General features: G+C 43.3%; 20 protein-coding genes and 2 tRNA genes. 11 read left to right on the top strand and 11 right to left on the bottom strand.

Features of this window, described 5'->3' with window-relative positions; genetic code table 11:
- Positions 1 to 98: 98 nt before the first annotated feature.
- The 7 genes from BFP72_RS05990 to mnmE form a co-directional block, all read right to left on the bottom strand.
- On the bottom strand, positions 99 to 2,534 hold the full coding sequence (locus BFP72_RS05990; protein ID WP_255397164.1) for a TonB-dependent receptor domain-containing protein: 2,436 nt from the start codon (positions 2,532 to 2,534) through the stop codon (positions 99 to 101).
- Positions 2,503 to 2,997: a PepSY-like domain-containing protein gene (locus BFP72_RS05985; protein ID WP_099598268.1), complete on the bottom strand. Its 495-nt coding sequence runs from the start codon at positions 2,995 to 2,997 to the stop codon at positions 2,503 to 2,505. Before BFP72_RS05985 ends, BFP72_RS05990 begins: the two co-directional genes overlap by 32 nt.
- A 64-nt stretch (positions 2,998 to 3,061) precedes the next feature.
- The gene (locus BFP72_RS05980; RefSeq protein ID WP_158233301.1) at positions 3,062 to 4,351 is read right to left on the bottom strand and encodes a sensor histidine kinase KdpD; all 1,290 of its coding nucleotides are present in this window, start codon (positions 4,349 to 4,351) and stop codon (positions 3,062 to 3,064) included.
- Complete coding sequence (locus BFP72_RS05975; RefSeq protein WP_099598266.1) at positions 4,348 to 5,022, bottom strand: response regulator transcription factor; 675 nt, start codon at positions 5,020 to 5,022, stop codon at positions 4,348 to 4,350. Before BFP72_RS05975 ends, BFP72_RS05980 begins: the two co-directional genes overlap by 4 nt.
- Positions 5,023 to 5,104: 82 nt before the next feature.
- The gene (locus tag BFP72_RS05970) at positions 5,105 to 6,253 is read right to left on the bottom strand and encodes a site-specific integrase (RefSeq protein WP_099598265.1); all 1,149 of its coding nucleotides are present in this window, start codon (positions 6,251 to 6,253) and stop codon (positions 5,105 to 5,107) included.
- On the bottom strand, positions 6,250 to 6,609 hold the full coding sequence (locus tag BFP72_RS05965) for a helix-turn-helix domain-containing protein (RefSeq protein ID WP_099598264.1): 360 nt from the start codon (positions 6,607 to 6,609) through the stop codon (positions 6,250 to 6,252). Before BFP72_RS05965 ends, BFP72_RS05970 begins: the two co-directional genes overlap by 4 nt.
- Before the next feature lie 245 nt (positions 6,610 to 6,854).
- Positions 6,855 to 8,210 (bottom strand): tRNA uridine-5-carboxymethylaminomethyl(34) synthesis GTPase MnmE, encoded by a 1,356-nt coding sequence (mnmE, locus tag BFP72_RS05960; protein ID WP_245816767.1) that lies wholly within the window; start codon positions 8,208 to 8,210, stop codon positions 6,855 to 6,857.
- A gap of 191 nt (positions 8,211 to 8,401) precedes the next feature.
- Here mnmE and BFP72_RS05955 point away from each other — a divergent pair, with 191 nt between their 5' ends.
- Positions 8,402 to 9,340, top strand: a complete 939-nt coding sequence (locus BFP72_RS05955) for an FKBP-type peptidyl-prolyl cis-trans isomerase (RefSeq protein ID WP_158233300.1) — start codon at positions 8,402 to 8,404, stop codon at positions 9,338 to 9,340.
- Positions 9,341 to 9,435: 95 nt separating this feature from the next.
- Here the strand turns inward: BFP72_RS05955 and thrS are convergent, their stop codons facing one another.
- Together thrS and BFP72_RS05945 are read right to left on the bottom strand one after the other, a co-directional pair.
- A complete protein-coding gene (gene thrS / locus BFP72_RS05950; RefSeq protein WP_099600704.1) occupies positions 9,436 to 11,373 on the bottom strand; it encodes a threonine--tRNA ligase in 1,938 nt (645 codons plus the stop codon).
- On the bottom strand, positions 11,366 to 12,460 hold the full coding sequence (locus tag BFP72_RS05945) for a lipopolysaccharide assembly protein LapB (protein WP_099598262.1): 1,095 nt from the start codon (positions 12,458 to 12,460) through the stop codon (positions 11,366 to 11,368). Before BFP72_RS05945 ends, thrS begins: the two co-directional genes overlap by 8 nt.
- A 479-nt stretch (positions 12,461 to 12,939) precedes the next feature.
- On the opposite strand from BFP72_RS05945, the gene BFP72_RS05940 reads away from it, so the two are divergent.
- The 5 genes from BFP72_RS05940 to BFP72_RS05920 are packed head-to-tail and all read left to right on the top strand — an operon-like array spanning position 12,940 to position 17,605.
- Positions 12,940 to 13,512, top strand: coding sequence for a SiaB family protein kinase (locus BFP72_RS05940; RefSeq protein ID WP_099598261.1), 573 nt, complete (start codon positions 12,940 to 12,942; stop codon positions 13,510 to 13,512).
- A gap of 25 nt (positions 13,513 to 13,537) precedes the next feature.
- On the top strand, positions 13,538 to 14,086 hold the full coding sequence (locus BFP72_RS05935) for a hypothetical protein (protein WP_099598260.1): 549 nt from the start codon (positions 13,538 to 13,540) through the stop codon (positions 14,084 to 14,086).
- 39 nt (positions 14,087 to 14,125) lie between these two features.
- Positions 14,126 to 16,027: a sensor histidine kinase gene (locus BFP72_RS05930; protein ID WP_099598259.1), complete on the top strand. Its 1,902-nt coding sequence runs from the start codon at positions 14,126 to 14,128 to the stop codon at positions 16,025 to 16,027.
- Between the two features lie 15 nt (positions 16,028 to 16,042).
- On the top strand, positions 16,043 to 17,329 hold the full coding sequence (locus BFP72_RS05925) for a response regulator (protein WP_099598258.1): 1,287 nt from the start codon (positions 16,043 to 16,045) through the stop codon (positions 17,327 to 17,329).
- 33 nt (positions 17,330 to 17,362) lie between these two features.
- Positions 17,363 to 17,605, top strand: a complete 243-nt coding sequence (locus tag BFP72_RS05920; RefSeq protein WP_099598257.1) for a hypothetical protein — start codon at positions 17,363 to 17,365, stop codon at positions 17,603 to 17,605.
- Positions 17,606 to 17,849: 244 nt separating this feature from the next.
- Here BFP72_RS05920 and BFP72_RS05915 read toward each other — a convergent pair whose 3' ends face one another.
- Positions 17,850 to 19,649: an acyl-CoA dehydrogenase gene (locus tag BFP72_RS05915; protein WP_099598256.1), complete on the bottom strand. Its 1,800-nt coding sequence runs from the start codon at positions 19,647 to 19,649 to the stop codon at positions 17,850 to 17,852.
- A 301-nt stretch (positions 19,650 to 19,950) separates the two neighbouring features.
- On the opposite strand from BFP72_RS05915, the gene BFP72_RS05910 reads away from it, so the two are divergent.
- The 5 genes from BFP72_RS05910 (at position 19,951) to BFP72_RS05890 (ending at position 24,913) form a co-directional block, all read left to right on the top strand.
- Positions 19,951 to 20,024, top strand: a tRNA-Asp gene (locus tag BFP72_RS05910).
- Between the two features lie 117 nt (positions 20,025 to 20,141).
- Positions 20,142 to 20,215, top strand: a tRNA-Asp gene (locus BFP72_RS05905).
- 96 nt (positions 20,216 to 20,311) lie between these two features.
- The gene (locus tag BFP72_RS05900; protein WP_099598255.1) at positions 20,312 to 20,755 is read left to right on the top strand and encodes a hypothetical protein; all 444 of its coding nucleotides are present in this window, start codon (positions 20,312 to 20,314) and stop codon (positions 20,753 to 20,755) included.
- Between the two features lies 1 nt (position 20,756).
- The gene (locus tag BFP72_RS05895) at positions 20,757 to 22,316 is read left to right on the top strand and encodes a capsule assembly Wzi family protein (protein WP_099598254.1); all 1,560 of its coding nucleotides are present in this window, start codon (positions 20,757 to 20,759) and stop codon (positions 22,314 to 22,316) included.
- A gap of 59 nt (positions 22,317 to 22,375) precedes the next feature.
- Positions 22,376 to 24,913, top strand: a complete 2,538-nt coding sequence (locus BFP72_RS05890; protein WP_143519950.1) for a DUF5686 and carboxypeptidase regulatory-like domain-containing protein — start codon at positions 22,376 to 22,378, stop codon at positions 24,911 to 24,913.
- A 9-nt stretch (positions 24,914 to 24,922) separates the two neighbouring features.
- Here the strand turns inward: BFP72_RS05890 and BFP72_RS05885 are convergent, their stop codons facing one another.
- The gene (locus tag BFP72_RS05885) at positions 24,923 to 25,546 is read right to left on the bottom strand and encodes a hypothetical protein (protein WP_099598252.1); all 624 of its coding nucleotides are present in this window, start codon (positions 25,544 to 25,546) and stop codon (positions 24,923 to 24,925) included.
- Between the last annotated feature and the right edge of the window lie 8 nt (positions 25,547 to 25,554).

The following is a 25,554-nucleotide window of genomic DNA, read 5'->3' as shown; positions in this document are numbered from 1 at the left end:
AGGATAAGGTCTAACCTAAACCTTATCCCAATACCACAAGATTCATTCATCTTGAGCATCATAATTTTTCATAAATTACAACTCATACTCCCTCATATTTAAAACTTATAATTATACCCTAGTCTGATCACTTGTGTCTCGTAATAGTCGCTACTGGTATAGCGAAAAGAGTCTCCTTGTATTTCTTTATGAATTACCATGGTATTGAGTAAATCTGTGGCGTTAAAAATTAACTCCCCCTTACCATTTTGAACGGCCTTTTTAATGCCAAAATCAAGGGAAAATCTTGAATCAATAGTACCCTGTGAAATAATATCAGGAGCAAGGTAAACGGCCGTCATTTGAGCTTCCGTGTTTTTACCTAATTTGAAATTGGTGTTCAGCTTGACATTGCCTGAGTAGACCGATTGTTGCTCTACCGTGAAGGTGTTTTCTACTGGGTATTGATTGACAACTGTGAACGCATCTATCTGGTTATAATAACCATTCAAATTTAGGTTCATATTGATCTTATCAGAAAGTTCCTGACTAATGACTACTTCAAATCCTGTGTTGTAGCTTTTCCCGGCATTCTGAGTAATGTTGTAGATCAGATTAGTAGTATCAACGGTTGTTGCCACCCTTGTGATAGTTCCATCTGAAATACGGTGATAAGCTGCTCCGTAGAAATATCCTTTGTCCCAGCCATTCTTGTAACCCAGTTCAAAACTGTTGGTGAATTGTGGTTGCAAAGCCGGGTTACCTACTTTAATGATCTCCGCATCATCGTATTTTGGAAATATACGAATGTCTACTTCATCAGGGCGATCAACCCTGCGATTATAAAAGACCGATAGCTTGTTGCGATCATCGACTTTATAGGTCAACCGTGCATTAGGAAATGGCTGGAAGTAATCATATCCATCACTTTGATAGGTATTGTGGTTGGGATCAACATCATATTGCAAATTCACATATTCCACTCTAAGCCCAATTTCAGCTTCCAGTTTTTTGACTTCATAGGTATAGTTTCCATAAACAGCCGGAATGGTCTCACTATAGGTGGCCAAACCATCCGCACCATTATCCAAAACCGAATTGGAAGGCGATTGATTGAATTGCATATCAGTTGGAATCGTTCTCCTACGGAATTTCACTCCTGTTTCCAGCAAGCCGTGTCTCATCGGCTTGGTGTAGTCCATTGTAAAGTCGGCAACCTTTTGATCGGCAATAAGAAAGAAAGATTCTTCCGTGGCGTATGCCGGAAGGGTATTCGTAAAGAAATACTTTTCGTCTTCTCTGTCGAATGTGTAATTGAATCCAACATTCAACTTATGACCGGGCTGCTGAAATTTATGCTCATAGGCTAATGATGCCATGACGGCAGTCAGTACTTCATCTTCCAAAAACTGCCACAGCCTCAGACTTGTACCATCGCTACCACTAAAAAAGGGCTGATCGCCATAGTCTTTGATGGATTCCTGACTAAAAAAACCTGAAACGGTAAGTGTATTGTGATCATTCATAAACCAGTCAAAACCTGTTGTTGAAGTGAAGAAATTGGTGTTTCTGTTTCGTTTCAGTTGCTGGTCGATGACCGTGCCGTCATCGTAGGTTCTGGTTACAAATTCATTTTTGTTCAGGGTTTCCGTGTAAAGATTGTCAGCCTGGAGAAAGAGATTGATTTTCTTCTTTCTGTAATTCAGGGAAAGCGAAGGGTTAATCTTTGGAGTGGCCTGGTACTGTGGCCGTATGCCTGGCAGATTCTCCTTGCGTATCCACAAGGCACCAAGACCTGTGGACAACCCTACTTTACCGTTAAGTCCATTTTGCTCCTCCTTCTTCAAAATGATGTTGATGATGCCAGCATTTCCATTAGCGTCATATTTTGCTGAAGGATTGTTGATGATCTCTATGTTTTCAATCGCTGAGGCAGGGATATTGTCCAGACCGTTTTGATTGCCAAAACCCGTGATCGCTGTTTGTTTGCCATCAATTAATACCACCACTTGATCATTTCCCCTAAGTTGAACCTGACCATCCTGAGTCGTCACTCCGGGTAGATTATTCATGGCCTGGAGCACACTACCACCACTTTGGCTTACATTCTCGTCCATCTCATAGGTTTTCTTATCCATTGCCTCGGTCACCGCATCTTGCTGAGCGATTATTACCACCTCGTCCAATTGCTGTACCTGCTGATCCAGCAAGACAGCCCCCAAATCAATGAAATCAGAATTAGTCCCTATGTACAACGGAGCAACATATCGCTCATACCCCATGTATGTCACCTCCAGTAGGTAATCTCCCGGCTTAGCGTCTGAAATGGTAAATAATCCATTTTCATTGGATATCGTGCCTGCCACAAAAGTGGAGTCGCTGGTCGTTTTTAAGACCACATTTACAAAAGGCAAGGTCTCATTTGAGACCTTGTTTTTGATGGTGCCCGAGACACTAACGGAAGATTTTTGTGCAAATACCCCCAATGGCAACAGTAGCATTGGAATAAGTAAAGTTTTAAGTTTAATCTTCGTCCTCTTCTTTATCATCTTCATCCTCCTCATTGTCTTCATCTTCTTCCTCTTTCTTTTTCGTTAATTTACCTTTCGTGTCAATAGCAACTTCAAATTCTTCCTCACCTGCTTCGATTTCCATCTCGTAGGAATTACCTTGAGGCGTTTCGGTCACTTCCGGCTCTTCAATCTCATAATCTGAGAAATTTTGGTCGAGGATGGCACGGATGTTTGCTGGAATCTCGGATGCTTTGATTTCATATTCGGTTTCACTCCACTCTCCATCTGTGCCGAAATTGGCAGAATACTCTTTGCCATTCCGTTTAAACTCAGCTTCCCATTCTGTGTCGTTTTCCATTTCCCATTCTACTTTTTTGGCATCAGGAAATTTGGCTTTGAAGGCGGAAAGGACTTTTTCGGGTACGTTTTTACTGTCCGATTTTTGTGCACATGACTGCATAATGAACGCAATCAAAAGCACCGTAATAAGCATTAAATTTTTCATGTCTGAACGATTTTAAAAGTTTGTACAGAACAAACATCAGACACGATTTAGAAGAAATTTAGAACTAGGCGAAACTCACGGTAAAAACATGGAAGTTGCTCTCAAAATTGTAGGTGATTTCCCATCCATACTTATTTGCAATCTCTTGAATAATGGCCAACCCTAAACCACTACTTACTTTGTCCTGTGTAGTGCTGGAAAACCGTTGAAACAATTTCGTTTGATCTAAGCTCTCCTTACCCGTATTTATCACTAGAAGAGACGTCCTGGTGCTTGCAATGTTGATCTGCCCTCCCTTTGGCGTGTGCCGGATAGCATTTGAAAGCAGGTTGTGAATCAACGTTTCAATCAGGAATGCATTGGCATTTACTACAATAGATTCTGTTATATCATTGGACAGTCGCAATTGTTTTTCATCTAAATAATCTTCAAAAAGTGTGATAGCACTATTCAAATAATCTGTTATGACTATTTCCTCCTTGTCACTGTATTGATGGTTCTCCACTTTGGCCAACACAAGTAGATTCTTGTTGATTCGGGAAAGGCGAGACAATGGAGCGTCTATGCTACTCAGTATTTCAGAGGTTTCTGGTGAAATGTTTTTTTGCTGAATTAGCAAATCCAATTTGGATTTGAGCAGAGCTATTGGTGTTTGAAGTTCGTGCGAGGCATTTTCAGTGAAAGATTTTTGCTGTTGAAAAGTGCTCACACTATTGCTTATTAGTTGATGCAGAGATTGATTCAGTTCATGAAATTCCTCAATATCTGATTCAGGAAGGTTTATAGACCTGTTTTTCGAAAGTTCAAAAGACTTGAGGTTGTATAAAGTTTGGTAAAAGGGTTTCCAGGTCCTGGTAGCTATCCTGCGGTTTAAAAGGATGAAACCGAAGATCAGAACTACAAAAAAAAGAAAAGTGACTATCGCCACACCTCCAAAGGTTTCATCCCATTCTTCCACATTCGTTTCAACTGTCAGGATGTATGGTAAGTTATTGATCTCAACATATGACTTCAGCCCTCGAAAGCGGTCTGCTTCGTCCTCTTCATCATATTCGTTGGGTCTAATGACTTCATAAATACTATCAGCAAAGACCCTCTTTCTGGTTGCCTTCACTATCGAAACACCTGGTTGAAGTTCCCCCCAAATTTGATTGATACTCTCTACTTCAGCATGCGAGAACTGTTTGGATTGGAGCTTTTGTTTTGTATGAACTACAGTAAGCCAATTGTGCTCGTCTAATTCTGTAGTCCAGATATAATCTATAACCATTACATAAGCTGGAATGCTAATAGCTAGAATTATCAGCGAGTATATGGTGAATGCCTTTAAAGGTTTGTCCAGCAGTTTCGTCATCGTTCCCATTTATACCCTGTTCCGTAAACAGTTTTAATATAGTCACCATAGCCTTTCTCTTTCAACTTTCTCTTTAGGTTTTTGACATGAGCATACACAAAATCATGGCTATCAAACATGTCGGCAAAATCGCCTGAAAGATGCTCAGCCAAAGCTCCTTTAGAAAGGACTCTGTTTTTGTTGCCAATAAAGAACAGAAGAAGGTCGAATTCCTTTTTAGTAAGGTTTATAGGTGATCCGTGAACTGTTACAGATTTAGCAAGAATGTCTATGATCAATTCATTTTGTACAATCTGGTTGTTGCTATCAAATTGCTTTCTTCTGATCAACGATTCAACCCTTGCCGCTAATTCTGCTTGATGGAAAGGCTTGGCCAGATAATCATCAGCTCCAAGTTTCAGTCCTTTTACTTTATCTTCAATGGCGTTTTTAGCAGATATGATGATTACCCCATCTTGTTTGTTTAATCTTTTCAGTTCTTCCAATATAGTCAGTCCATCACCCCCAGGGAGCATGAGATCCAACAAAATGCAATCGTAATCGTACCCATATACCTTTTCCATTGCACCCTGAAAATCAGAAGCACACTCACACAAGTATTGCTCATTGGTAAGGTATTTTACCATGTCTTGAGCAAGCTCATGTTCGTCTTCTATGATAAGGATTTTCATGGATGCTAATTAATAAATTGATTTAGAAGAAATTTGGAATTTATCATTGAACACTTTCTCAAATAATGGAACATAAACCTGTCTAAGCAATTCTCATTCCCTTGTCTCCTGAACCTAAATCAGGGATTCTCTCAGCGGCTTCTTTCTTTCGTTGGTCGATCACCTTTGCATATATCTGAGTGGTTTTAACGTTTTTGTGATTGAGTAACTTAGATACTGTGTATATATCGGTACCTAAGGACAACTGCAGCGTGGCATAGGTATGCCGAAAGCAGTGAAATGTGATCTTTTTGACAATCCCTGCTCTCATCACCCACTCAGAGAGTTTGAGATTTGTCCAGGCTGAATATTTCAATCCTTGAAATATCTTGTCTGTTTTGTTTCTAGGATAGCCCAGGATATCAACTGCTTGTTGAGCGATATTTAAGGTCTGTGGTCTGTCGGTTTTTTCGTGGATGAATCGAATGAAATGTCCGTTGATTTCTGAATACTGGATTTCTCCCCAGGTAAGGTTGATCAAATCGCTCCATCTAAGTCCTGTAAGGGCTGAGAATAAAGCAGCCACTTTGAGGACTGGAAATTCACACTCGGTACTGTACAAGGCCTTCAACTCTTCAAGGGTCAAGAACTCTCGTTCTGTTTCTTTTTGTTTGATGACATCAACTTTGAGCATGTAGTTTTCCTTGAGGTAGCCTTTTTTGAAAGCCTCCTCCACTGCTACTGAAAACTTGCTGAAATAGGATGCCTGGCTATTTTGAGAGAGTTTCTTGGCTTTGCTCTTGATGCTGTCAGTTGTCTTCAGGTATTCCTTAAAATCCTCGCAGAACTCTATGTCAATATCGCCAGTTACACACAGGCCATCTGTAAACTTATCGAGGTAATTGTAGGCACTCAACCAATTGCCATGATTGCCATCGCTTTGCCATTTTTGACCTGTTAGTTTTTTGAAGAATGCCAAGAAATCAACTTGCTTGATTTCCTTGAATATAAAGTCGAATCGATTCGCTTGTATATCCAACTGCCGAGATGAACGGATACTATCAGCTTGTATCTGAGTCTGCTTGTTGTGGTTCCTTTCAATTGCTCCCTTTGGCTTTTGATACATGTAGAGTTTTAGGAATTCTCGGCGTGTTGACTTTTTGGATATTGGATCCACAAGCGGAGGATAGAAGTCCAGGTATAGACTAATCATCCCTTTTGAAATGTTCTTTTGGCGAAGTGTGACTTTCATAGGCTTGGGTTAAAGAGTTGATCGATTGATTTTCGAGAGATCACCTTCTTCTTGCCAATTACGGCAAATTGTAATGCGCCGTCTTTGCGCATACGGTACAGGGTAGTTCTACTCACACTTAGAAGCTTGGCTGCTTCATCGAGTGAGAGAAAGTCTTTTTCTTGAATAGCTCTGATAGGCTGTGCTACTAGCTCAATAGTTTCCTGGTTAGAAGCACCAATCTTTTCTTCCTTCTTTCTCTTCTTATAAGCTCTCTTAGCGCAATTGTCACCACAGTATTTAGTCACCGTCGTTTTAGCAGTGAACTCATTTCCGCAGTGTTGGCAAACTCTCTGTATCCGAATGTTAGAACTCATGGTAATCTCTGACTTTCATTTTGGAGTATAATGATTCATAATGTATCATTATGTTTCAAAACGTTTCATTATCTCTCCACTTTTGTACCTTATATAAAGATAAACAATAAGGTACAAATGCGGTACAAAAAGCAGCAAAACATCACTAGAAATGACTAATCAAACACAAGCCAAAAACATCAATAAATGCTTTTTTATGCCGTATTTTAGGATTTGTTAGATTTGATTATGGGTTGTTTGTAGGGTTATTTGCCGATACAGAACTTACTAAAGATATTGTCTAGCAGGTCGTCTGTCGATATCTCTCCCGTGATCTCACCGAGGTAGTAGAGTGAGTGACGGATGTCTTGGGCGAGGAAGTCGTTGGTGATCTGGTTGTCGATCCCGCGTACTACATCGTGTAGGGCATTTTGGGTATTGACTAGCGACTGGTGATGGCGGGCATTGGTCACGACGACATTGCCAGTCTTGAAGTTGTCCATCTGGCTCTTGGCGAAGATCATATCCTTGAGTGCAGCCACTCCTGTCTCCTGCTTGGCTGCTATGGAGATGTAGTGTTCGTTCTCCAGCAGTGCAGCAGGCTCTGATTCTACCTTGTCCCGCTTGTTGCCGACAAGGATGTAGGGCTTGTCCATCTCGATGAGCTGCTGCTCCTGTGCGAGGATCACATCGAGCCCTTCGGTCGAGAGGTCAAACAGATACATGATTAGCGAAGACTCTTTCATCTTTTGATTGGCACGCTCCACTCCGATCGCTTCGATCTGATCGGTCGTCTCTCGTAGACCCGCTGTATCGATGAAGCGGAACTTCACCCCACCGATGTTGATCTCGTCCTCTATCGTATCGCGGGTTGTCCCTGCGATATCCGACACGATGGCTTTCTCCTCTTCGAGCAGGGCATTGAGCAGTGTTGATTTGCCCGCGTTGGGTTTTCCGACGATCACGACGGGCACCCCGTTTTTGATCACATTGCCAAGTTGGAAACTATCGATCAGCTTGACCAGTACCTTGTCTATGCCTTTGATCAGTTCTTTGAGTTCGTCACGACTGGCAAACTCCACATCCTCTTCGGAAAAATCCAGTTCGAGCTCGATCATCGAGGCGAAGTGCACGAGTTTCTCGCGCAGGGCTTTGATTTCTTTGGATATCCCGCCACGCATCTGGTTGAGTGCTGCGGCATGTGATGATTCGTTTTCGGAGGCTATGAGGTCGGCTACTGCTTCGGCTTGCGCCAAATCAAAGCGACCATTAAGATACGCCCGTTGGGTAAACTCCCCCGGGTTGGCCAGACGTGCGCCCTTACGGATCAGAAGTTGAATGATGCGGTTGATGATGTACTGCGACCCGTGACAGGAGATTTCCACACTTTCTTCCTTGGTAAAAGACCGCTGATTGAGGAATAGCGACACCAACACCTCGTCGACGATCTCCTCCCCATCGAGGATGTTGCCAAAGTGGATGGTGTGAGATTTTTGCGTCAGCAAATCCTTGCCATCGAAACAAGAGGCCGTCAGGGCGATGCTCTCCGCACCAGACAGGCGAATCACTGCGATGGCACCTACTCCTGGAGGTGTAGCGAGGGCTACTATGGTATCGTTCATGTGCATGGCCGCAAAGATAAGTGACTCCCTCTATCCATCCCTGCTGCGATGAAAAACTTTGTCTTTTGCCGAAAGGCCGCCCCACATCGATACGTGAGATCATTTGTCCCCCAAATGACAAAGTGAATCCAACGCTTTGTGCACACGCAGTGTCTAGTAGAGGAAACAATTTGAAACAAATGAAAATTACTATGCAGAAAGGAAAAATTGGCGTTGGAGTAATGGTCCTTCTTACAGCACTCTTCACGGGGTGTTTGGACGAGTCTGAATTTGAAAAGCAACAGAAAATTAGCGACAAGCAGATCAGTGAATACCTCAGTACGAATGGAATCGAAGCAGACCAGTCTTCGTTTGGCATCTACTATGAGCAACTCACCGATCAGACTGGTGGTGAGGCTCCTAGTACAGGAGACATCGTACAGGTACGATACCTCCTCATGACGCTGGATGGCGACACCTTGGAGACGAGGCTCGACGACACGGTACAGTTCAAGTTCAACTGGAACAGTGTCATCCCCCGAGGCATCAACTACGGGGTAGACATCCTCCACCAGGGAGAAAAAATCAGGTTTTACCTGCCCTCCTACACGGCCTACGAAGAGTATGCACCCGAAGATCACAGCTTCGCTCCGTACAGCAACTTCATCGTAGAAATGGAACTCGTGGACATCCTATCAGAAGAAGAAATGCACATCTCAGAGGTGGACGCCATCGACAGCTACCTGATGGAGCAAGGACTGACCGACATGACCCCTTCTTCGTCCGGACTGTATTATCAGACCATAGAAGCAGGGGACGGAGACTCCCCCAAAAACTACAATCAAGTTGTCCTACACTACTCACGAAAGTACCTAGACGGGACGGTGATTCAAGAAACAGAGCCTGACAATCCGCTGACCGTCTCGTTGGCCAGCGGACAACTCGTCGAAGGCTTCTACGAAGGGGTCATGAAGATGAAAGAAGGTGAAAAAGCTCTGCTCATCATGCCCTCAGACTTGGCCTTTGGCAGCAGTATAGAAATCATGCCGAGCTACCTGAGGGCAGAACTCTTCGCCTACGGGTACCTCACCTCCAACGTCAAGCCCTACGCTCCGGTCATCTACGAAGTGGAACTCGTAGAGATCAAGTAGTCAAGAGTAAGCCTTAAACAAGTTGAAACAAAAAAGAGCCAAGAGTCAAGACTGTGTGTCTTGACTCTTGGCTCTTTTTGTTAATTCCAATACAATTACACCTTGGCAGCTTCTCTAAACAGCGCAGTGAACTCTTCTTTGGTGAAGCTACCCAAATCACCCTCTCCGTGTCGACGAGCAGAAACTTTGCCTTCTTCTTGCTCCTTCTCTCCTACGATCAGCATGTATGGGATTTTTTTGGTCTCCGCATCCCGAATCTTTCGGCCGATTTTCTCATCTCGGTGATCGATGAAACCGCGGATGTCATTTTCTTCCATGTACGAGTAGACTTCCTCTGCATATTTGGCATACTTCTCAGAGATCGGCAGTACTGCGATCTGATCAGGAGTCAGCCACAGCGGGTAGTTGCCACCACAGTGCTCTGTCAATACCGCCACGAATCGCTCCAGCGAACCAAAAGGTGCTCTGTGCAGCATCACCGGTCTGTACTTTTGATTATCAGACCCCGTATACTCCAATTCAAATCGCTCTGGCAGGTTGTAATCCACTTGGATCGTACCGAGCTGCCAGCTTCTCTTCAGTGCATCCTTGACCATGAAATCCAACTTTGGCCCATAGAATGCCGCCTCACCATACTCGGTCACCGTCTTGAGCCCTTTTTCAGCCGCTGCTTCTTGAATCGCTCGCTCTGCTTTCTCCCAGTTTTCATCTGACCCGATGTACTTCGCTTTGTTTTCTGGATCACGAAGAGAAATCTGCGCCGTGTAATCTTCGAAACCTAAAGCACTAAAGACATAGAGCACCAGGTCTATTACTTTCAAGAACTCTTCTTTGACCTGATCGGGTGTGCAAAAGATATGCGCATCATCCTGCGTAAACCCCCTCACACGCGTCAAACCATGCAACTCCCCACTCTGCTCGTAGCGATACACCGTACCAAACTCCGCAAATCTGACTGGCAAGTCTTTGTATGATCTGGGTTTGGATTTGTAAATCTCACAGTGGTGAGGACAGTTCATCGGTTTGAGGAAAAATTCTTCGCCTTCATTAGGGGTCTTGATCGGCTGAAACGAATCCTCTCCGTATTTTTCATAGTGACCTGACGTCACATACAATTCTTTGTTTCCGATATGTGGCGTGACCACCGGCTGATACCCCGCCTTGGTCTGAGCTCTCTTGAGAAACGACTCCAATCTCTCACGGAGCATCGCTCCCTTGGGCAACCACAAAGGAAGCCCTTGACCTACTTTCTGAGAGAAAGTAAACAATTCTAGTTCCTTGCCGAGTTTTCTATGGTCCCGTTTTTTGGCCTCTTCCAGCAACTCAAGATGCTCTTTGAGCTCCTTTTGTTTGGGAAAAGTCACCGCATAGAGACGTGTCAGTTGTTTGTTCTTTTCGTCTCCTCTCCAGTACGCTCCTGCGATGTTGAGGATTTTGGCCGCCTTGATGAATCCTGTATTTGGGATATGAGGTCCTTTGCACAGGTCTGTAAAATTGCCCTGCTTATAAAAAGTAATCTCTCCGTCATCGAGTCCCTCGATGAGTTCGAGTTTGTACTGGTCGCCTTTCTCTGTGAAGTAAGCTACTGCATCTGCTTTAGAAACCTCTTCTCGGATATACTCACTCTTGTTTCGGGCGAGTTCGAGCATTTTGTCTTCGATCACTTTGAGGTTGTCCGAATCAAATTCCTGATCCCCAAAATCCACATCGTAGTAGAAGCCTCCCTCGATTGCAGGTCCGATTCCAAGCTTCACGCCAGGGTATAGTGCTTCGAGAGCCTCTGCCATCAAGTGAGCAGAAGAGTGCCAAAATGTAGACTTCCCTTTATCATTTTGCCAAGTCAGTAGGTTTACATGGGAATCCTCAGTAATTGGTCGTGTGGCATCCCACACCTCTCCGTTTACCTCAGCAGCCAGCACGTTTCTTGCCAACCCCTCGCTGATACTCAATGCTACATCCAATCCGTTAGATCCCTTCTCTAACTCCTTAATACTGCCATCCGGCAAAGTGATCTTAATCATACCGTCACTCATCATCCAATGTTTTCGTGCTTTTTGGAGCAAAATCGAAACTAGGTATCGATTCCTTCTGCTCCTTTATTTTGCGCAAATATGCAATTTTTCCGTTTACTTTTCTCACTCCATCCAAGGCTTCTTCGTTGAGCGAGTCGATCTCCAAAACGGACTCGTAATATCTCAATGAACTTGAAAAATAGCCTTTGGTATCAAAAACCTCTGCCTTACCAAACAAAGCAGGCAGATTGGTCGAATCTCGCTCCAGTATACGGGTAGAATAATACAAGACAGAGTCCAATTGCCTCACTTCAGTAAAATACGCCATCAACTCCTCTCCCGACTGTAAATCTCCTGTAGCGAGCATCTCTGCTAGGAGGACATTGGCACGAGCATCATTACCCTGTGACCTTAATGTTTCGATTTTGACTTTCTTCACTTCTAGGTTGTCTACCTTCACTCTATCTAACCATGCGATGGCTCGGTCAAACTCCTTGACACCTGCATACAATTGCGCCATGCGCAAGGGTACATCGACAGCAGTACTGTCCAGCTCCCATGCCTTCTCGTAGTAAGCTATCGCCGACAGACTGTCACTCATTTTGAGGTACACTTCAGCTTTTTGACCATAGAGGCGTGCACTACCTCGATTGATCAGTATGGCACTATTGATCAGGTCGATCGCCATCGCGTACTCCCCTATTTCACTATAAATCTGCGCTTTGAGATCATCGACCTGCAACTGAGGCAGTTCATCTACTCCTTCTGTCTCGAGTAGAGACAAGGCCTTGTCGTATTGGCCCATATGGTAATAGTAGTCCGCCAGCAGAAAGCTGACATAGGCAGACTCACCTTGTCGTTGCGCCACTTTCTTGGCATCCGACAAAGAAAAATTCGCCCAAGAATACTTTCGACTTTGGAGCAATGATTGCACCAATGCCTCACCACCCAAATCCACGACATCTTCATCAAACAGCACTTGATCATTGAAGCTCCCTACCTCTGTCATTGCTTCTATCGGATAGCGACCATACTTCTGCGAGCATGCAGAGAAAAAGAGCACACCTCCAAGGACGATCCAAGGAGTATATATTGAATACCGTTTCATGTCAACAAAAATATCAATATAAAGGTGATTGACCCCATGATCACACAAGGACGCAATCACATAGTCGCAAAAAAGTGCAAAAACAGACCTACACTCATGGCAAACACAGCGCAAACCATGCTGCCCCTACCTCTTCATAGGTAATTCCCCTAGCAGTTTTAGGAGAACACTTAAATGGGGCTAAAAAAAATAGCAACCCTTGGATGTTAGACTTATTCTTGGTAACATTCGCAATTGATTTGTATCTAGAACATTTCATAGAGAAAAAGAATGCAAGACGAACACGAAATTTAATTGTGCAGTTGGAATACTAACCACCCCCGAACAACTCGCAATAAAACGGCACTTCCTTTTATCTTTGAATTATACAAATGATACTTGTATCAGGATATAAACAATAAATCTAACCAAACGTTGGGTTTGTAACTACATGAGACTGTTGAGCGCTGATATCCAAGGCGTTCGGTTTGACATTGGCGATGGATCTATTAAAAAGATATAAAAACATATACGACACCAACATTGTACTGATGTACAAGGGCGAAGTAACATTTGATTTGGTCACTTCTATCATCGAGACGCTTGACGGCAGAATCGGCGAAATCGAAGACAATCGTATCATCAAAAAGAAGTTTTATGGTGCTGCAACTGAGTGCATCCAAAACCTCTACCACCATATGGATGAAGTTTCGGATGAAACCATCGATACCTATGATTCTAAAGCAGGCCTACTGATGGTTACTGCTCGCAAGAAGTTTTTTAACATCATGACGGGAAATTTCATCCCCAATGAGAAGATCAACATCATCAAAGGGAAATTGGATAACATCAATTCTCTGGGCAAGGAAGAGTTGAAAAAACTATACAAAGAGATACTATACAACGGAGAGTTCTCGGACAGAGGCACAGCGGGATTGGGATTTGTGGAAATCGCACGAAAGACCGGACAAAAACTATCTTACGAATTCCACAAGGTAAACGAGGAGTATTCCTATTTTACCTTTCAAATACGAGTATCCCGATTGACAAACAAAGAATTGGCAGAAGCATAAGCGCTTTCGAATTGAGACAAATAACATGAAAGAACTTTACCACGAGGAGCAGAAGATTTTGTCAGACTATGTCGGCAAGGTAAAGAACAAGGATCTGAGTATGGATGATGCTGTCGGGATCGCCGTACATTACAAAGACTTGCTGGATCAGAGCAAAGTCATCACTCGAATCAGTGATCGACTGCAGAAGAAACTTGACCATGCCAACCAAAAAATCAAGAGCCAAAACAGTGAAATCCAAAAGAAGAACGCAGAACTAGAGAATACCATCGATCAGTTGGACAAAATGACCGTAGGTAAAAAAGCCTCTAGAATCATGTTTATCATCGCTATTGTGGTATTCATCTCTGAGGAACAATTTCTCGCTCCTGTCATCCAAGATTTCGTAGGAGTAGACTACCTTGGCTTAGTCATACTGTTGATCATCGCCATGATCATGAAATTCCTCGAAGGTGGGTTAGAAAAATACTTCTTGAAACAAACCAAAAAGAAAATACTCAACCAGACAACAGCTGAACAAAAAGACCAGAGCTTAGGAAAGGAAAGTGGTCTGTCTTACTTCGAAGGCAAATGAGCCATTTTGAATCTTAACCTGTAACTAAACAAGAGAAATATGAAAAAGGACAATCTGATACGATCTTATGTATTGACCTTGATTCTGATCATCATTGGGCTATTTTTTGGTCAATTCCTGGTTCAAAACACCATCAGAGTAAACAAGAATGATGCTCGTTTAGTGAAATTGGCTCAAAGACAAGCCACACTCAGCGAAGACATCACCAAAAACGCTCTTTTGATTAGTACGAGCAGAATTCAAAACAATGAGAAAAACTTCTCCATTGTAAAAAGAAGGATGCAAGAATCCATCGATGAATTTGAAAAAATTCAAAAAGCACTGACGGAAGGTGATCGCAGCATGGGAATCAATAGCGTAAACAACTCAGATGAAATTCTGGCATTGTTCGAAGAAGCTGATTTTCATTATCGAGAAGTACGAGATGCGGCGAAAGAAATCACCAACTTGAGCTTTGACGATGATAAAACAGACAAAAACCTCATCATCAACCGAGCCATCATCAACCTCTCTGACCAACAAAAGAAGTTCACCAACAAGGCCAATCAAATCGCCGATCGATACGAAGAAGAAGCACAAGTCAACAAAGCAGGTTCTTCTTCTATGGGGATCATCATCACTGTAGGGATCATCGGAATCATGCTACTGCAAGCCTCCTTCGTCTTTAGACCTGCGGTGAATTTGGCTTACAAAAACTTCATGACAGCAAATGAGGCCTTTGTCAAATTGCAAAAATCAGAGGAGCATCTCCGAAAAAGTGCTGAGAGACAGCTTGAAGCCAACGAGAAACTCATCTTGTCTCAACGTGCACTAGAGCAGCGCAACAAAAAGCTAAAACTATCTGAGCAAGAGATATTGAAGAGTTCGCGCAAACAAATAGAAGTCAATGAAAAACTCATCCGTGTACAGGACGAACTAAGAAAAGCCTACGACCGAGTAAAATACTCAGAAGAACGCATGAGAAATATTGCTGAAGAACAACTCGAAGCGACAGAGAAGCTGATGATCACCGAAAACCAGCTCAAAATGTCGTTGCAGCACGAGAGAGACAGTTCGGACGAATTGAAAAACACGCTCAACAACCTCAAAAGCACACAATCACAACTCGTACAATCGGAAAAAATGGCCTCTCTTGGTCAGTTGACAGCAGGTATTGCCCATGAGATCAACAACCCTATCAACTTCGTGTACAATGGTATTGACACCCTGAAAGTCTCACTAGATGACTTGATGGTAATTGTCAACAAGTATGAAGAAATCGAGAAAAGCGAGGATTACGAAAAGACCCTAGCAGAACTCAAAGAATTGAAAGAAGAGTATGCTTGGGAAGACCTACTCGAAGACCTCCAAGAACTCGTCGCAGATATCAAAAAGGGAGCCGTACGAACGATAGAGATCGTAAAAGGACTCCGTGTATTCTCCAGACTCGATGAAGAGGAAATGAAACCAGCCAACATGAACGAATCATTGGACGCTACCCTCACCCTACTTCGAAACAAAACCAAAAACATCATCAACATCAAGAAATATTACGATGAAGACATTGAGGAGATCAATTGCTATCCAGGTCAGCTCAATCAAGTATTCATGAATATCATCAGCAACGCCATACAAGCCATCCCAGAGGAACGCAAAGATGGAGAGATTCAGCTTTATACAGAAAGTCAAGATCAACACGTAATGATCAAGATCAAAGACAATGGAGCAGGGATGTCAGATCAAGTCAAAAGAAGAATATTCGAACCCTTCTTTACTACTAAACCGGTAGGGATTGGTACAGGACTCGGAATGTCCATTACCTTTGGCATCATCGAAAAACATGGTGGCAACATCTATGTCAACAGTGAAGAAGGAAAAGGCACTGAATTTTCTATCCTCATACCAAAGCATATGGCAGAAAAGAAAGGTCAGGACAAAGTTTCTCAATCTCAACAAGCATAATTGATTAGAAATTAAATGGAGCAAAACCAAGAAATAGCAGCGGAGCAAAAGGCACCCAATCGAAGAGATAAATACACCATCTTGTATGTAGATGATGAAGAGAGTAACCTTCGAATATTTCGCATGGCATTCAAAAGGGAGTACAATGTTTTGACCGCCATGGGTGGTAATGAAGCGATAGAAATGCTCAGAAGCAATGACATACAATGCTTGATCACCGATCAAAAAATGCCTGAAATGACAGGTACTGAGCTTTTGGAGCGTGTACTGCCTGAGTTTCCTGATGTCATCCGTATGATCCTTACTGGTTTTGCAGACATCGAAGCAATCGTCAAAGCGGTCAACAAATGTGGGATTTACAAGTACATCACCAAGCCTTGGGACAAAGGTGAGATGAAACTCACCATCGACAAAGCACTGGAAGCATATGAACTTAAAAGTGACAAAATCAATCTGATTCGAGAATTGGAAAAAGCCAACTCCAGTCTGGAAGAAAAAGTAGAACAAAGAACCAAAGAGCTCGCAGAAGTCAACAAACGATTGATGGACAGTATCAAGTATGCCATGACCATTCAAAATGCCATGCTTGTCTCTCCAGAACTCATCAAAGAAGCCTTTGATGACTTTTTCCTCGTGTTCAGACCCTTGGACATAGTCAGTGGGGACTTCTATTGGATAGCAGAGGTTGAAAATGAAGAAGGCAATGCCCTCACGTGTATTGCGTCTGTCGATTGTACGGGACATGGTGTAGCAGGTGCGCTGATGAGTATGATTGGAGAGTCTCTCCTCAACCAAATCGTCCATGAGCACGAAATCACCGATGTAGACGAAATCCTCGAAAACCTCAACATCGGAATCATCGAGATTCTCAATCAGTCTGAGAATGAAAACCATCATGGCATGGATGCAAGCATCCTGGTCATAGATCGAGCCAATGCGCAAGTTCATTTTGCTGGGGCAAAACAAAACTTACTCTACACAGTAGACGGAAAAATAGACACTGTCAAGGGCGAAAGAATGTCTATTGGTGGATTTGTTGACGAAGAAAGAAAACACAAGAAGCATGTCATCGATTTTGTAGAAGGAGAAACTTCTTTCTACATGTTTTCGGATGGGTTCCCCGATCAGTTTGGTGGGCCAAACAACAAAAAATTCAGTGCATCAAGACTCACGGAGTGCTTAGAGCTAAACATGGATAAGTCCATGGATGAACAGAAGGCGATATTGGAAAAAACACTGGAAGACTGGATTGGTAACGAAAAACAAACAGACGACATTATGGTCATGGGAATACGAATATAAAAGGAGATATTTGCAAACTAAGAGGAGGAGTGTATGAAGATAAAGGTGTTAACATTAAAAAACTGGTGCAACAATAATATCACGCCATTGGCATGGCAGAGGATTATTATCAAGATATTACCAGAATTGAGAAACAAAGGGTTTGAATTGGACGAGCTGGAAGAACCAGCATCTGACAGGTTGTTTCAAGAAGAAGAGTTCAAACTTTTTGCAGAGGCTTTGAACACGATATATAACATCACATTCCCAAAGGAAGTCATGGATAAGATCCAATGACACTTCACTTTTCACCTCTTATTAGCTTCATTTCGAAGCTTTTTTTATAGGACATGAAATACACAATCAAAACCTGTTTAGCTCTCCTCCTCTCCATTGCATGCATCACAGGTTCCTCGTGTTCGACCAACTACCATACACATCGCATCAAGGTCGTTAAACCCAAAAACAGAATCTTCATGCGCTACAACCACCAAAGGGATGCCAACAAAAAACGCACAAGAACAGTACGATACAGACCTCTCTAAATCAAATGCTCATTTTGCACCTCCGTCAGTAGCTTATCTGCACTATTCAAACGTATGATGAGTGACTCTGCTTTGGGCAATTCGTACTCGAAGTAGTACCGCATCGTCATCAATTTACTTTCATAAAAAGCATCTCCACGATTTTCGTTGACTGCTATCTGACAGGGGATGGCTTGAAGCAACCACTGCCAACCCACAGCTACTATTCCGAATAGCTCCAAATACAATGTTGCGTCCATCAAAAAGACTTCTTTCTTCTCCTTCATAGCCATCGTAGACAAACGCATGGTTACGTTTTGGAGTCTAAAAAGAGTATCATTCAACTTTTCAGCGTATTTGGCCAACTCCAAGATCTCCATTTTCACTTTTTTGATCGTCTTCATCACTTCCTCAGTAAATGCCCTAAAAGCGATACCGCCACCCATGATAATTTTTCGACCCAAAAGATCAAGGCCATGAATCCCAGATGTCCCTTCGTGCAGAGTGTGAATTCTAATGTCTCTATAGAACTGTTCAACAGGGAAATCCTTGCAATAACCCGCACCTCCAAGTATCTGCACCGCATTGGATGTCGCCAAGATGCCATTTTCGCTAGGGTAGGTTTTAGCGACTGGTGTCAACAGGTCTAAAGTCAATCGATAAATCTCCTTGATTTCATCCTTTCCCGCCTTGGCCATATCCGCATAGTATGCACAATTGACTAGTAAACTCAATGATCCTTCCATGATAGCCTTTTGTTGCAACAACATACGCTTGACATCTGCATGCTCTACGATTGGAATTTGAGGCTTAGTCACGTCCTTTTCATCTGGTCTTCTCCCTTGCAATCTTTCATTAGCATATTTGAGGGAAGCATAGTAAGCAGACGAAGCGATAGACGCTGCACTCACCCCCACTCCAATTCGGGCCTCGTTCATCATCTGAAACATTTGAGCTAGACCTTGGTTGGCTTCTCCAAGCAAATACCCCTCACATTTCCCTTTTTCTCCAAAGGCTAGATGAACGATGGGAGTTCCTTTGTACCCCATCTTGTGGTACAAGCCTGTAGTATGCACCTCGTTAGACACCATTTTTTCAGGTACTGTACCCCGCTTTTGAGGCACTACAAACAGAGACAACCCCTTGACTCCTGCTGGTGCACCTTCTATCCTAGCCAACAGCAGATGTACGACATTGTCTACGCCATCATGATCACCCGCAGAAATGAAAATCTTTTGCCCTTTGATACTATATACTCCCTCCTCTTCGGCCAACGGGATGGCCTTGGTACTGATATCCGCGAGTGAACTTCCCGCATCAGGTTCGGTCATGGCCATCGTCCCCTGCCATAAACCACTATACATCCGAGACAGATACACAGTCTTCAACTGGTCAGACCCATATACCTCAATCAGTCGTGCAGCACCTGCAGACAGTTGGGGGTAAACACTCGCCGCAAAATTGGCACTTCCAAATATAAAATTGGTTGCGACAGAAGCCATCACTGGCAAATTCATCCCATCAGACTCTTCCCCGGCAGTGGCCGATATCCAGCCACCCTCTCCCAGTTTTTTCATGATCGTCCTGATCTGAGGATGTACTTTCACACTCCCTCCCTCCATTTCGGGTTCGATCCGGTCCATCTCTCGAAAAAAAGGATGCAACTCACGCTCCGCAAATTGATCCGCAGAATCCAACACCATACGAATACCATTGAGGTCATGCATTTTGTAAGCCTCTAACTTCAGCACCTCCTTGATATCAAACACTTCGGTAAGTAAAAATTCTAGGTTTCTACGAGAATAATATTCTGCCATTTTGCTGCGATTTACATTTCAATTTCGAGGGATTGAAGTTAACAAATCATCGTATAAATCATTCATGGATTCTAGCATATTGTGCACTACTCCTTCAAAAGCTTCCACCCAAAGATTCTTGTGACAAAAAATACCAACTCCATTTTACACATAATCTTCTCACTATCAACAACCAAGAGATTGACCTAGAGAATCAACAATCATTTTCATAAAAATATTAACGAACAGCTATTGTTTAGTAAATAATTTGCTCATACTTTTGCATCGCAATTGAGGGTAACAGCGCTCGAAAGCACTACCTGGAGCGGTAGTTCAGTTGGTTAGAATGTCTGCCTGTCACGCAGAAGGTCGCGAGTTCGAGTCTCGTCCGTTCCGCAAAAGCTTGTTAGTTTATCTGACAAGCTTTTTTGTTCACCTAAGAAATGTTGCATAATACAACTTTTCTTATAGTTTTGCAGCTCGATTGAGAAAACGCTTCTCAATACACTACCTGGAGCGGTAGTTCAGTTGGTTAGAATGTCTGCCTGTCACGCAGAAGGTCGCGAGTTCGAGTCTCGTCCGTTCCGCTAAAGCTTGTTGGTTTCCCGACAAGCTTTTTTTGTTTTTATATCTACCGCCTTTAAAAACAAGTGCTAGATTTGCCAACAACAAAAATGCGAAGCATGTCTAAAAATTTGATTTTATTCCTTCTCATTGGCATCACAGCCATGACGAGTTGTACCCCCAACCCCAAGAGACTAGAAAACCGTAGCAACGACAAAGAACTGCTCCCTACGGAAGAAGGCTACTCCATGATATTCTACAAACTAGACGACTATGCCATCGTCTATATCAATGACAAAGAAGTGTTCGATTCAAGAGACATTGGTCTTCGAATCAAAGAAGATGTCCTCTTTGATATGCAGCCATTCTTGAATCGAGGAACCAACAATCTCAAAATAGAAGGCTACAATGGGGAATGCTCTGGCTGTAACCAGAATCGATGGGGCGTCACCTATGAGATATTCAAAGACGGTGAAAGTATAGACTATCGCAGTGAAGACTCTAACGATCAGCACTCCGATGTTGGTCTCAAAATGACTAATGAACACACTCTAAGTCTCTAACATGAAGTCTTTCCATTTATTGGGGTGCATGGTTTGTTTGCTAGCGGGACTGAGTAGTCAAGCACAAGTACTCGTACCTGGAGATGTGATGCTCGACTACTACCGAGTCATCGAGATGAAAAATTCGTCGGTAAACAAACGAATCAACATTTATCCATCCATCATCAATCAGTATCAAAAAGATAGTTTATCATGGAATCCTTGGGGTGATCATTTTGCTCCAGTACCTGACGATGGCAACTACTTTAGAGTGTTAGATGGTCTCTTTGCCAACACCTACATCACCAATTATCCTCGAAGCTATAACGACGGTGCGGTATGGAAAGGGAAAGGTCTTACCTCAGAGTTGCATGGAGGCATCACAGGACGTATTGGCAAATTCCGATACACCTTCGCTCCCGTCGCCTACTTCTCGCAAAACGGTGAATTTGATCTAGCTCCACAATCAGGCAATAACAACCCGTACAACTATCAGTTTAGAAATCAAAGAATTGACTATGTACAGCGATTCGGGGATGACCCATTTGTCCAATTCAACCTTGGACAATCAGAACTTCGCTTTGTCCATAGAAAGTTTACCCTCGGAATATCCACAGAAAACATGGTCTGGGGCCCTGCACAAAATACACCAATCCTAATGGGCAACAACTCTGCAGGCATACCTCATGTGGACATAGGCACGGATCAACCCGTCAACACGTTTTTGGGTCCTGCAGAAGTCAAATTTTACTGGGGACTCCTCTCAGAGTCTGACTATTTCGATGACGACTCTAGCAATGACAATCGCTACTGGAGTGGCGTTTCCCTAGGTCTTCGTTCCAAGCATGTCAAGGGCCTTTCACTCGGTGTACATAGAGCTTTCTACAAACGCGCGGATGAATTTACCTTTTCGGATATATTCATATCCATCTACCGCTTCCAAAACCCTGATCCAGATGCTGCTGGCAATGACGAATACGATCAAATGGGGGCTGCAACAATCAAATGGGAATTTGATGAAGTGGGGTTTGAAACATACATTGAATTTGCCAAAAATGACTTTGGTGGTGGGATTTTTGGAGGAGAGCCAGATCATGCTCTTGGATACACCATAGGCTTCTCAAAATTAGTGGATCTCAAAAATGACGCCCTCCTCAAATTCACCTATGAGCATGCTTCTGTGGGCTTGTCTAAAACCATGTTTGTGAGGGTCAACAACAGTTGGTATACGCATGGTATAGTCAAACAAGGTTATACACAAAACGGACAAATCATCGCTGGCGGCATAGGCCCTGGCTCGAACACGGACTACCTCGAAATCAAGCACTACAGTCGAGCAGGCATGATAGGTCTCAACTTACAGAGAATTCGTTTTGATGATGATTACTTTTTTGGCAATATTTCGGATAAATTTCAGCATGATTTTGAATGGACACCAGGGATAGAATATCTGCGCATTGTCAATAAGTCTCGCTTGAAATTTGACATGAAATATAGCCTCCGTCAAAACATGTATTTCATTCGCGAAAACAAGCAAAACAACTTTTATTTTGGACTATCATACGCCAGAATTTTCCATTGATGCATTATTTGGTGTGAATTCCATAAATTGGCCTTCACACCAAATAATACAACCTACCATTGAGTAAAACGATCCTAACACATTGGACTTTTGCGTTGAGCATCTTGATGCTCCTGACAGCCACGGTTCATGCTGCAACCATCACAGGCCGTGTATCCAACGAAAGTGGGCAACCACTCCCCTACGCCACCCTGTTCATCGCAGGCACCTCGATCGGCACCACGACGAACACCGAAGGAAGCTACTCCCTACAAGTGGAACCAGGATCTTACGAGCTGGTATTTCAGTATGTGGGCTACAAAAAGGAAAGCAAGCAAGTACATGTCAATCAAGAAGACATCCTCCTCAACATCACCCTACTACCCGAAACCTTGCAACTCAAGGAGGTAGTTGTCAATGCACAAAATGAAGATCCAGCCTATAGTATCATTCGTCAAACCATTCGTCACAAAAAGAAGTTTCAAGAAGAAATCAATGCCTTTCATTGTCAAGTCTACATGAAGGGACTCCAACGTCTCGACGAAAAACCCGATCGAATACTGGGAGTCAACATCCCTATCGATACAGGCATCGTTTATCTCTCCGAATCTGTCTCCGAGCTGAGTTTTCACAAACCTGACTTGGTACAAGAAAAGATGATCTCTTCCAAGGTCAGCGGGGATCAGTCTGCTTTCAGCTTCAACCAGGCTTCACAAACCTTGGTCTCTATCTACGACAATTTATTGGCCATAGAGGGAATATCGGAACGCGGATACGTCTCTCCCGTTGCTAAAAACGCTCTCTTTTTCTATGAATATAAACTAGAGGGCATCATCACAGAAGGAGACTACATGATCAACAAGATCAAAGTGATTCCACGTCGCAAAACCGACCCTACTTTCCAAGGTTATTTGTACATCATCGAAGACTTGTGGAGAATATCGAGTTTTGAACTTACCTTGACCAAAGAACACCAATTGGAGTTCTTGGATACGCTCACGTTTCATCAAGTGCACGCCCCAATCATTGACAGTACTTGGGTCATGCTTTCTCAAAATTTCGAGTTCTACCTCAACACCTTTGGGTTTAAGGGATCTGGCTACTTCGCTGCGGTATATTCGGACTATCAGGTCGAACTCAATCCGGACTATATATCTCCTGTCTCTACCGTGCCTGCTACGACACCCCCAACCTCTGCCGCACCACAGTACACTGCGGTTCGAGATACCAGCATCAACAAGCGCGCATTCAAAAATGAAATCCTAGCCATCGAAAAAGGCTCGAATAAGCGTAGCGATGACTATTGGTCCACGGTACGTCCCGTCCCTCTGACTGCCATCGAGCGGCAAGACTATGCTACCAAAGACAGCATCTCAGCAATTAAAAACACCAAACACTACCGAGACTCTGTAGATAGGATCAGCAATAAGCTCACGCTCGGCAATGTACTCCTCTCTGGCTACCGCTACCAAAATAGCTACAAAGCGTTTTATATAGGCATCCCTTCGATCCTACAAACACTCCAGTTCAATACCGTCGAGGGGGTGGTATTCAACCTAAAAGCCACCTACACACAAAACGACGAAGACAACATGAAGTACCGCATCTCACCGCAGCTGCGCTACGGCCTAGCCAGTCAACATCTATATGGGAGATTGGATTTTGACTACAGTCTCAATCCAAAGAAGATGTCCGACATCCATCTTGGCGGAGGGCACTTTGTCTCCCAGTTCAACCCAAGTCAACCCATATCACCACTGATCAACTCACTTGAAACACTACTCAATAGGCGCAACTACCTAAAACTGTATGAGCAAAACTTCTTCTATGGTCAATACACTCATGAGCTCATCAATGGTTTGTTTGTCAAACCAAGCGCCATTTACACCCAGAGGAAACAGCTAAACAATGAAAGTGACTATTCCTTGTTTTACAAAAACTCCCGTGAGTTCACCTCCAACCAACCCAAAAACATCAGCGATACAGATACCAGTTTTCCAACCCATGAAGCATTGATAGTAGACCTAGAGGTACAACTCCGGTTTGGTCAGAAGTACATCAGCATGCCCAACAAAAAAATCATCGTAGAAAACAAATACCCAAAAGTAAAGATCAACTACACCAAAGGGCTCCCATGGCTGGGTTCGGTTGTAGACTATGATCGCATCAAACTGGAGGTCGATGACGACTTTGCTCTAGGACTATGGGGTACCAGTGAGTACACCCTCGGAGCAGGCAAATACATACTAGGTCACAAACAAATGGAATTCATGGACTATCAACACTTCAACACCAACGCTTCCATCTTGGCGCGGTTTGAAGATGACTACTTCCAGCTCCTAGACTACTACTACTATAGCACCAATGACTACTGGGCCGAGGCACATTTCAGTCATCATTTCAACGGGTTCATCATCAACAAGCTACCGCTGATTCGTAAGTCCAAGGTGCAAACCGTAGCATCAGCTCATTTCTTACACACGGATGCTTTGGACACCTATGTAGAACTGGGCATCGGGCTAGAGCACATCTTCAAATTGATGCGCTTCGATTACTTCACCTCTTTTGAAGAAGGAAAGTTTCGATCCCACGGCTTCCGTCTAGGCATGGGTTTTTAAGCCCTCTAATCAACCCACTTCCAATGAAACTTCTTTGACTCTGGTCAAAAACTGATCTTGAAACATCCAAGTAAATTCAGGGCAAACATTAAGTTCCTCCCCCTTGAAGTTGGCTTTGAAGTGAACCACGTTGTTGAACTGAGACGCATCCGCTACCAAATACGACTGCAGCTCGGTAGCATCCATGATATGCAAACTAGGCACATGACCGAATATATCCATATCGAGACCATTGGACAACTCAGTAATGACAGAAGCTGAGACGATATTGTCCAATTCAGTCAGGAACCCTTCACTCAGCAACTTAGCTTCTGCCGCAGAGGACTCCAACAAAGATGCCGGCACACTGATCTGATTGATCGCTTCAATTTCCGCAGCACTAAAAATCAAATGACACACTCCTTGGAGTTCGCCGATCAACTCAGTACGCAAGATGTGATACCCTCCGATTTTATTCTCTTCAAGAGACTCCTTTACACTATCCATTGCGTCATTACCAAAATCTATCTTGGTAATCGAGATCGGACTTTTGAGCAGACTGCTCAACGTAGTAGAAGCGCTATTCAAGCCGTCTTCTATTAATCTTTGAGCCAATTTCTGCTCCTTTTCATTCAATCCATACATCGTTTTCATTGCGTTTC

Source organism: Reichenbachiella sp. 5M10 (assembly GCF_002742335.1).
GTDB lineage: Bacteria > Bacteroidota > Bacteroidia > Cytophagales > Cyclobacteriaceae > Reichenbachiella.
This window is presented reverse-complemented; position numbering and strand designations above follow the sequence as displayed.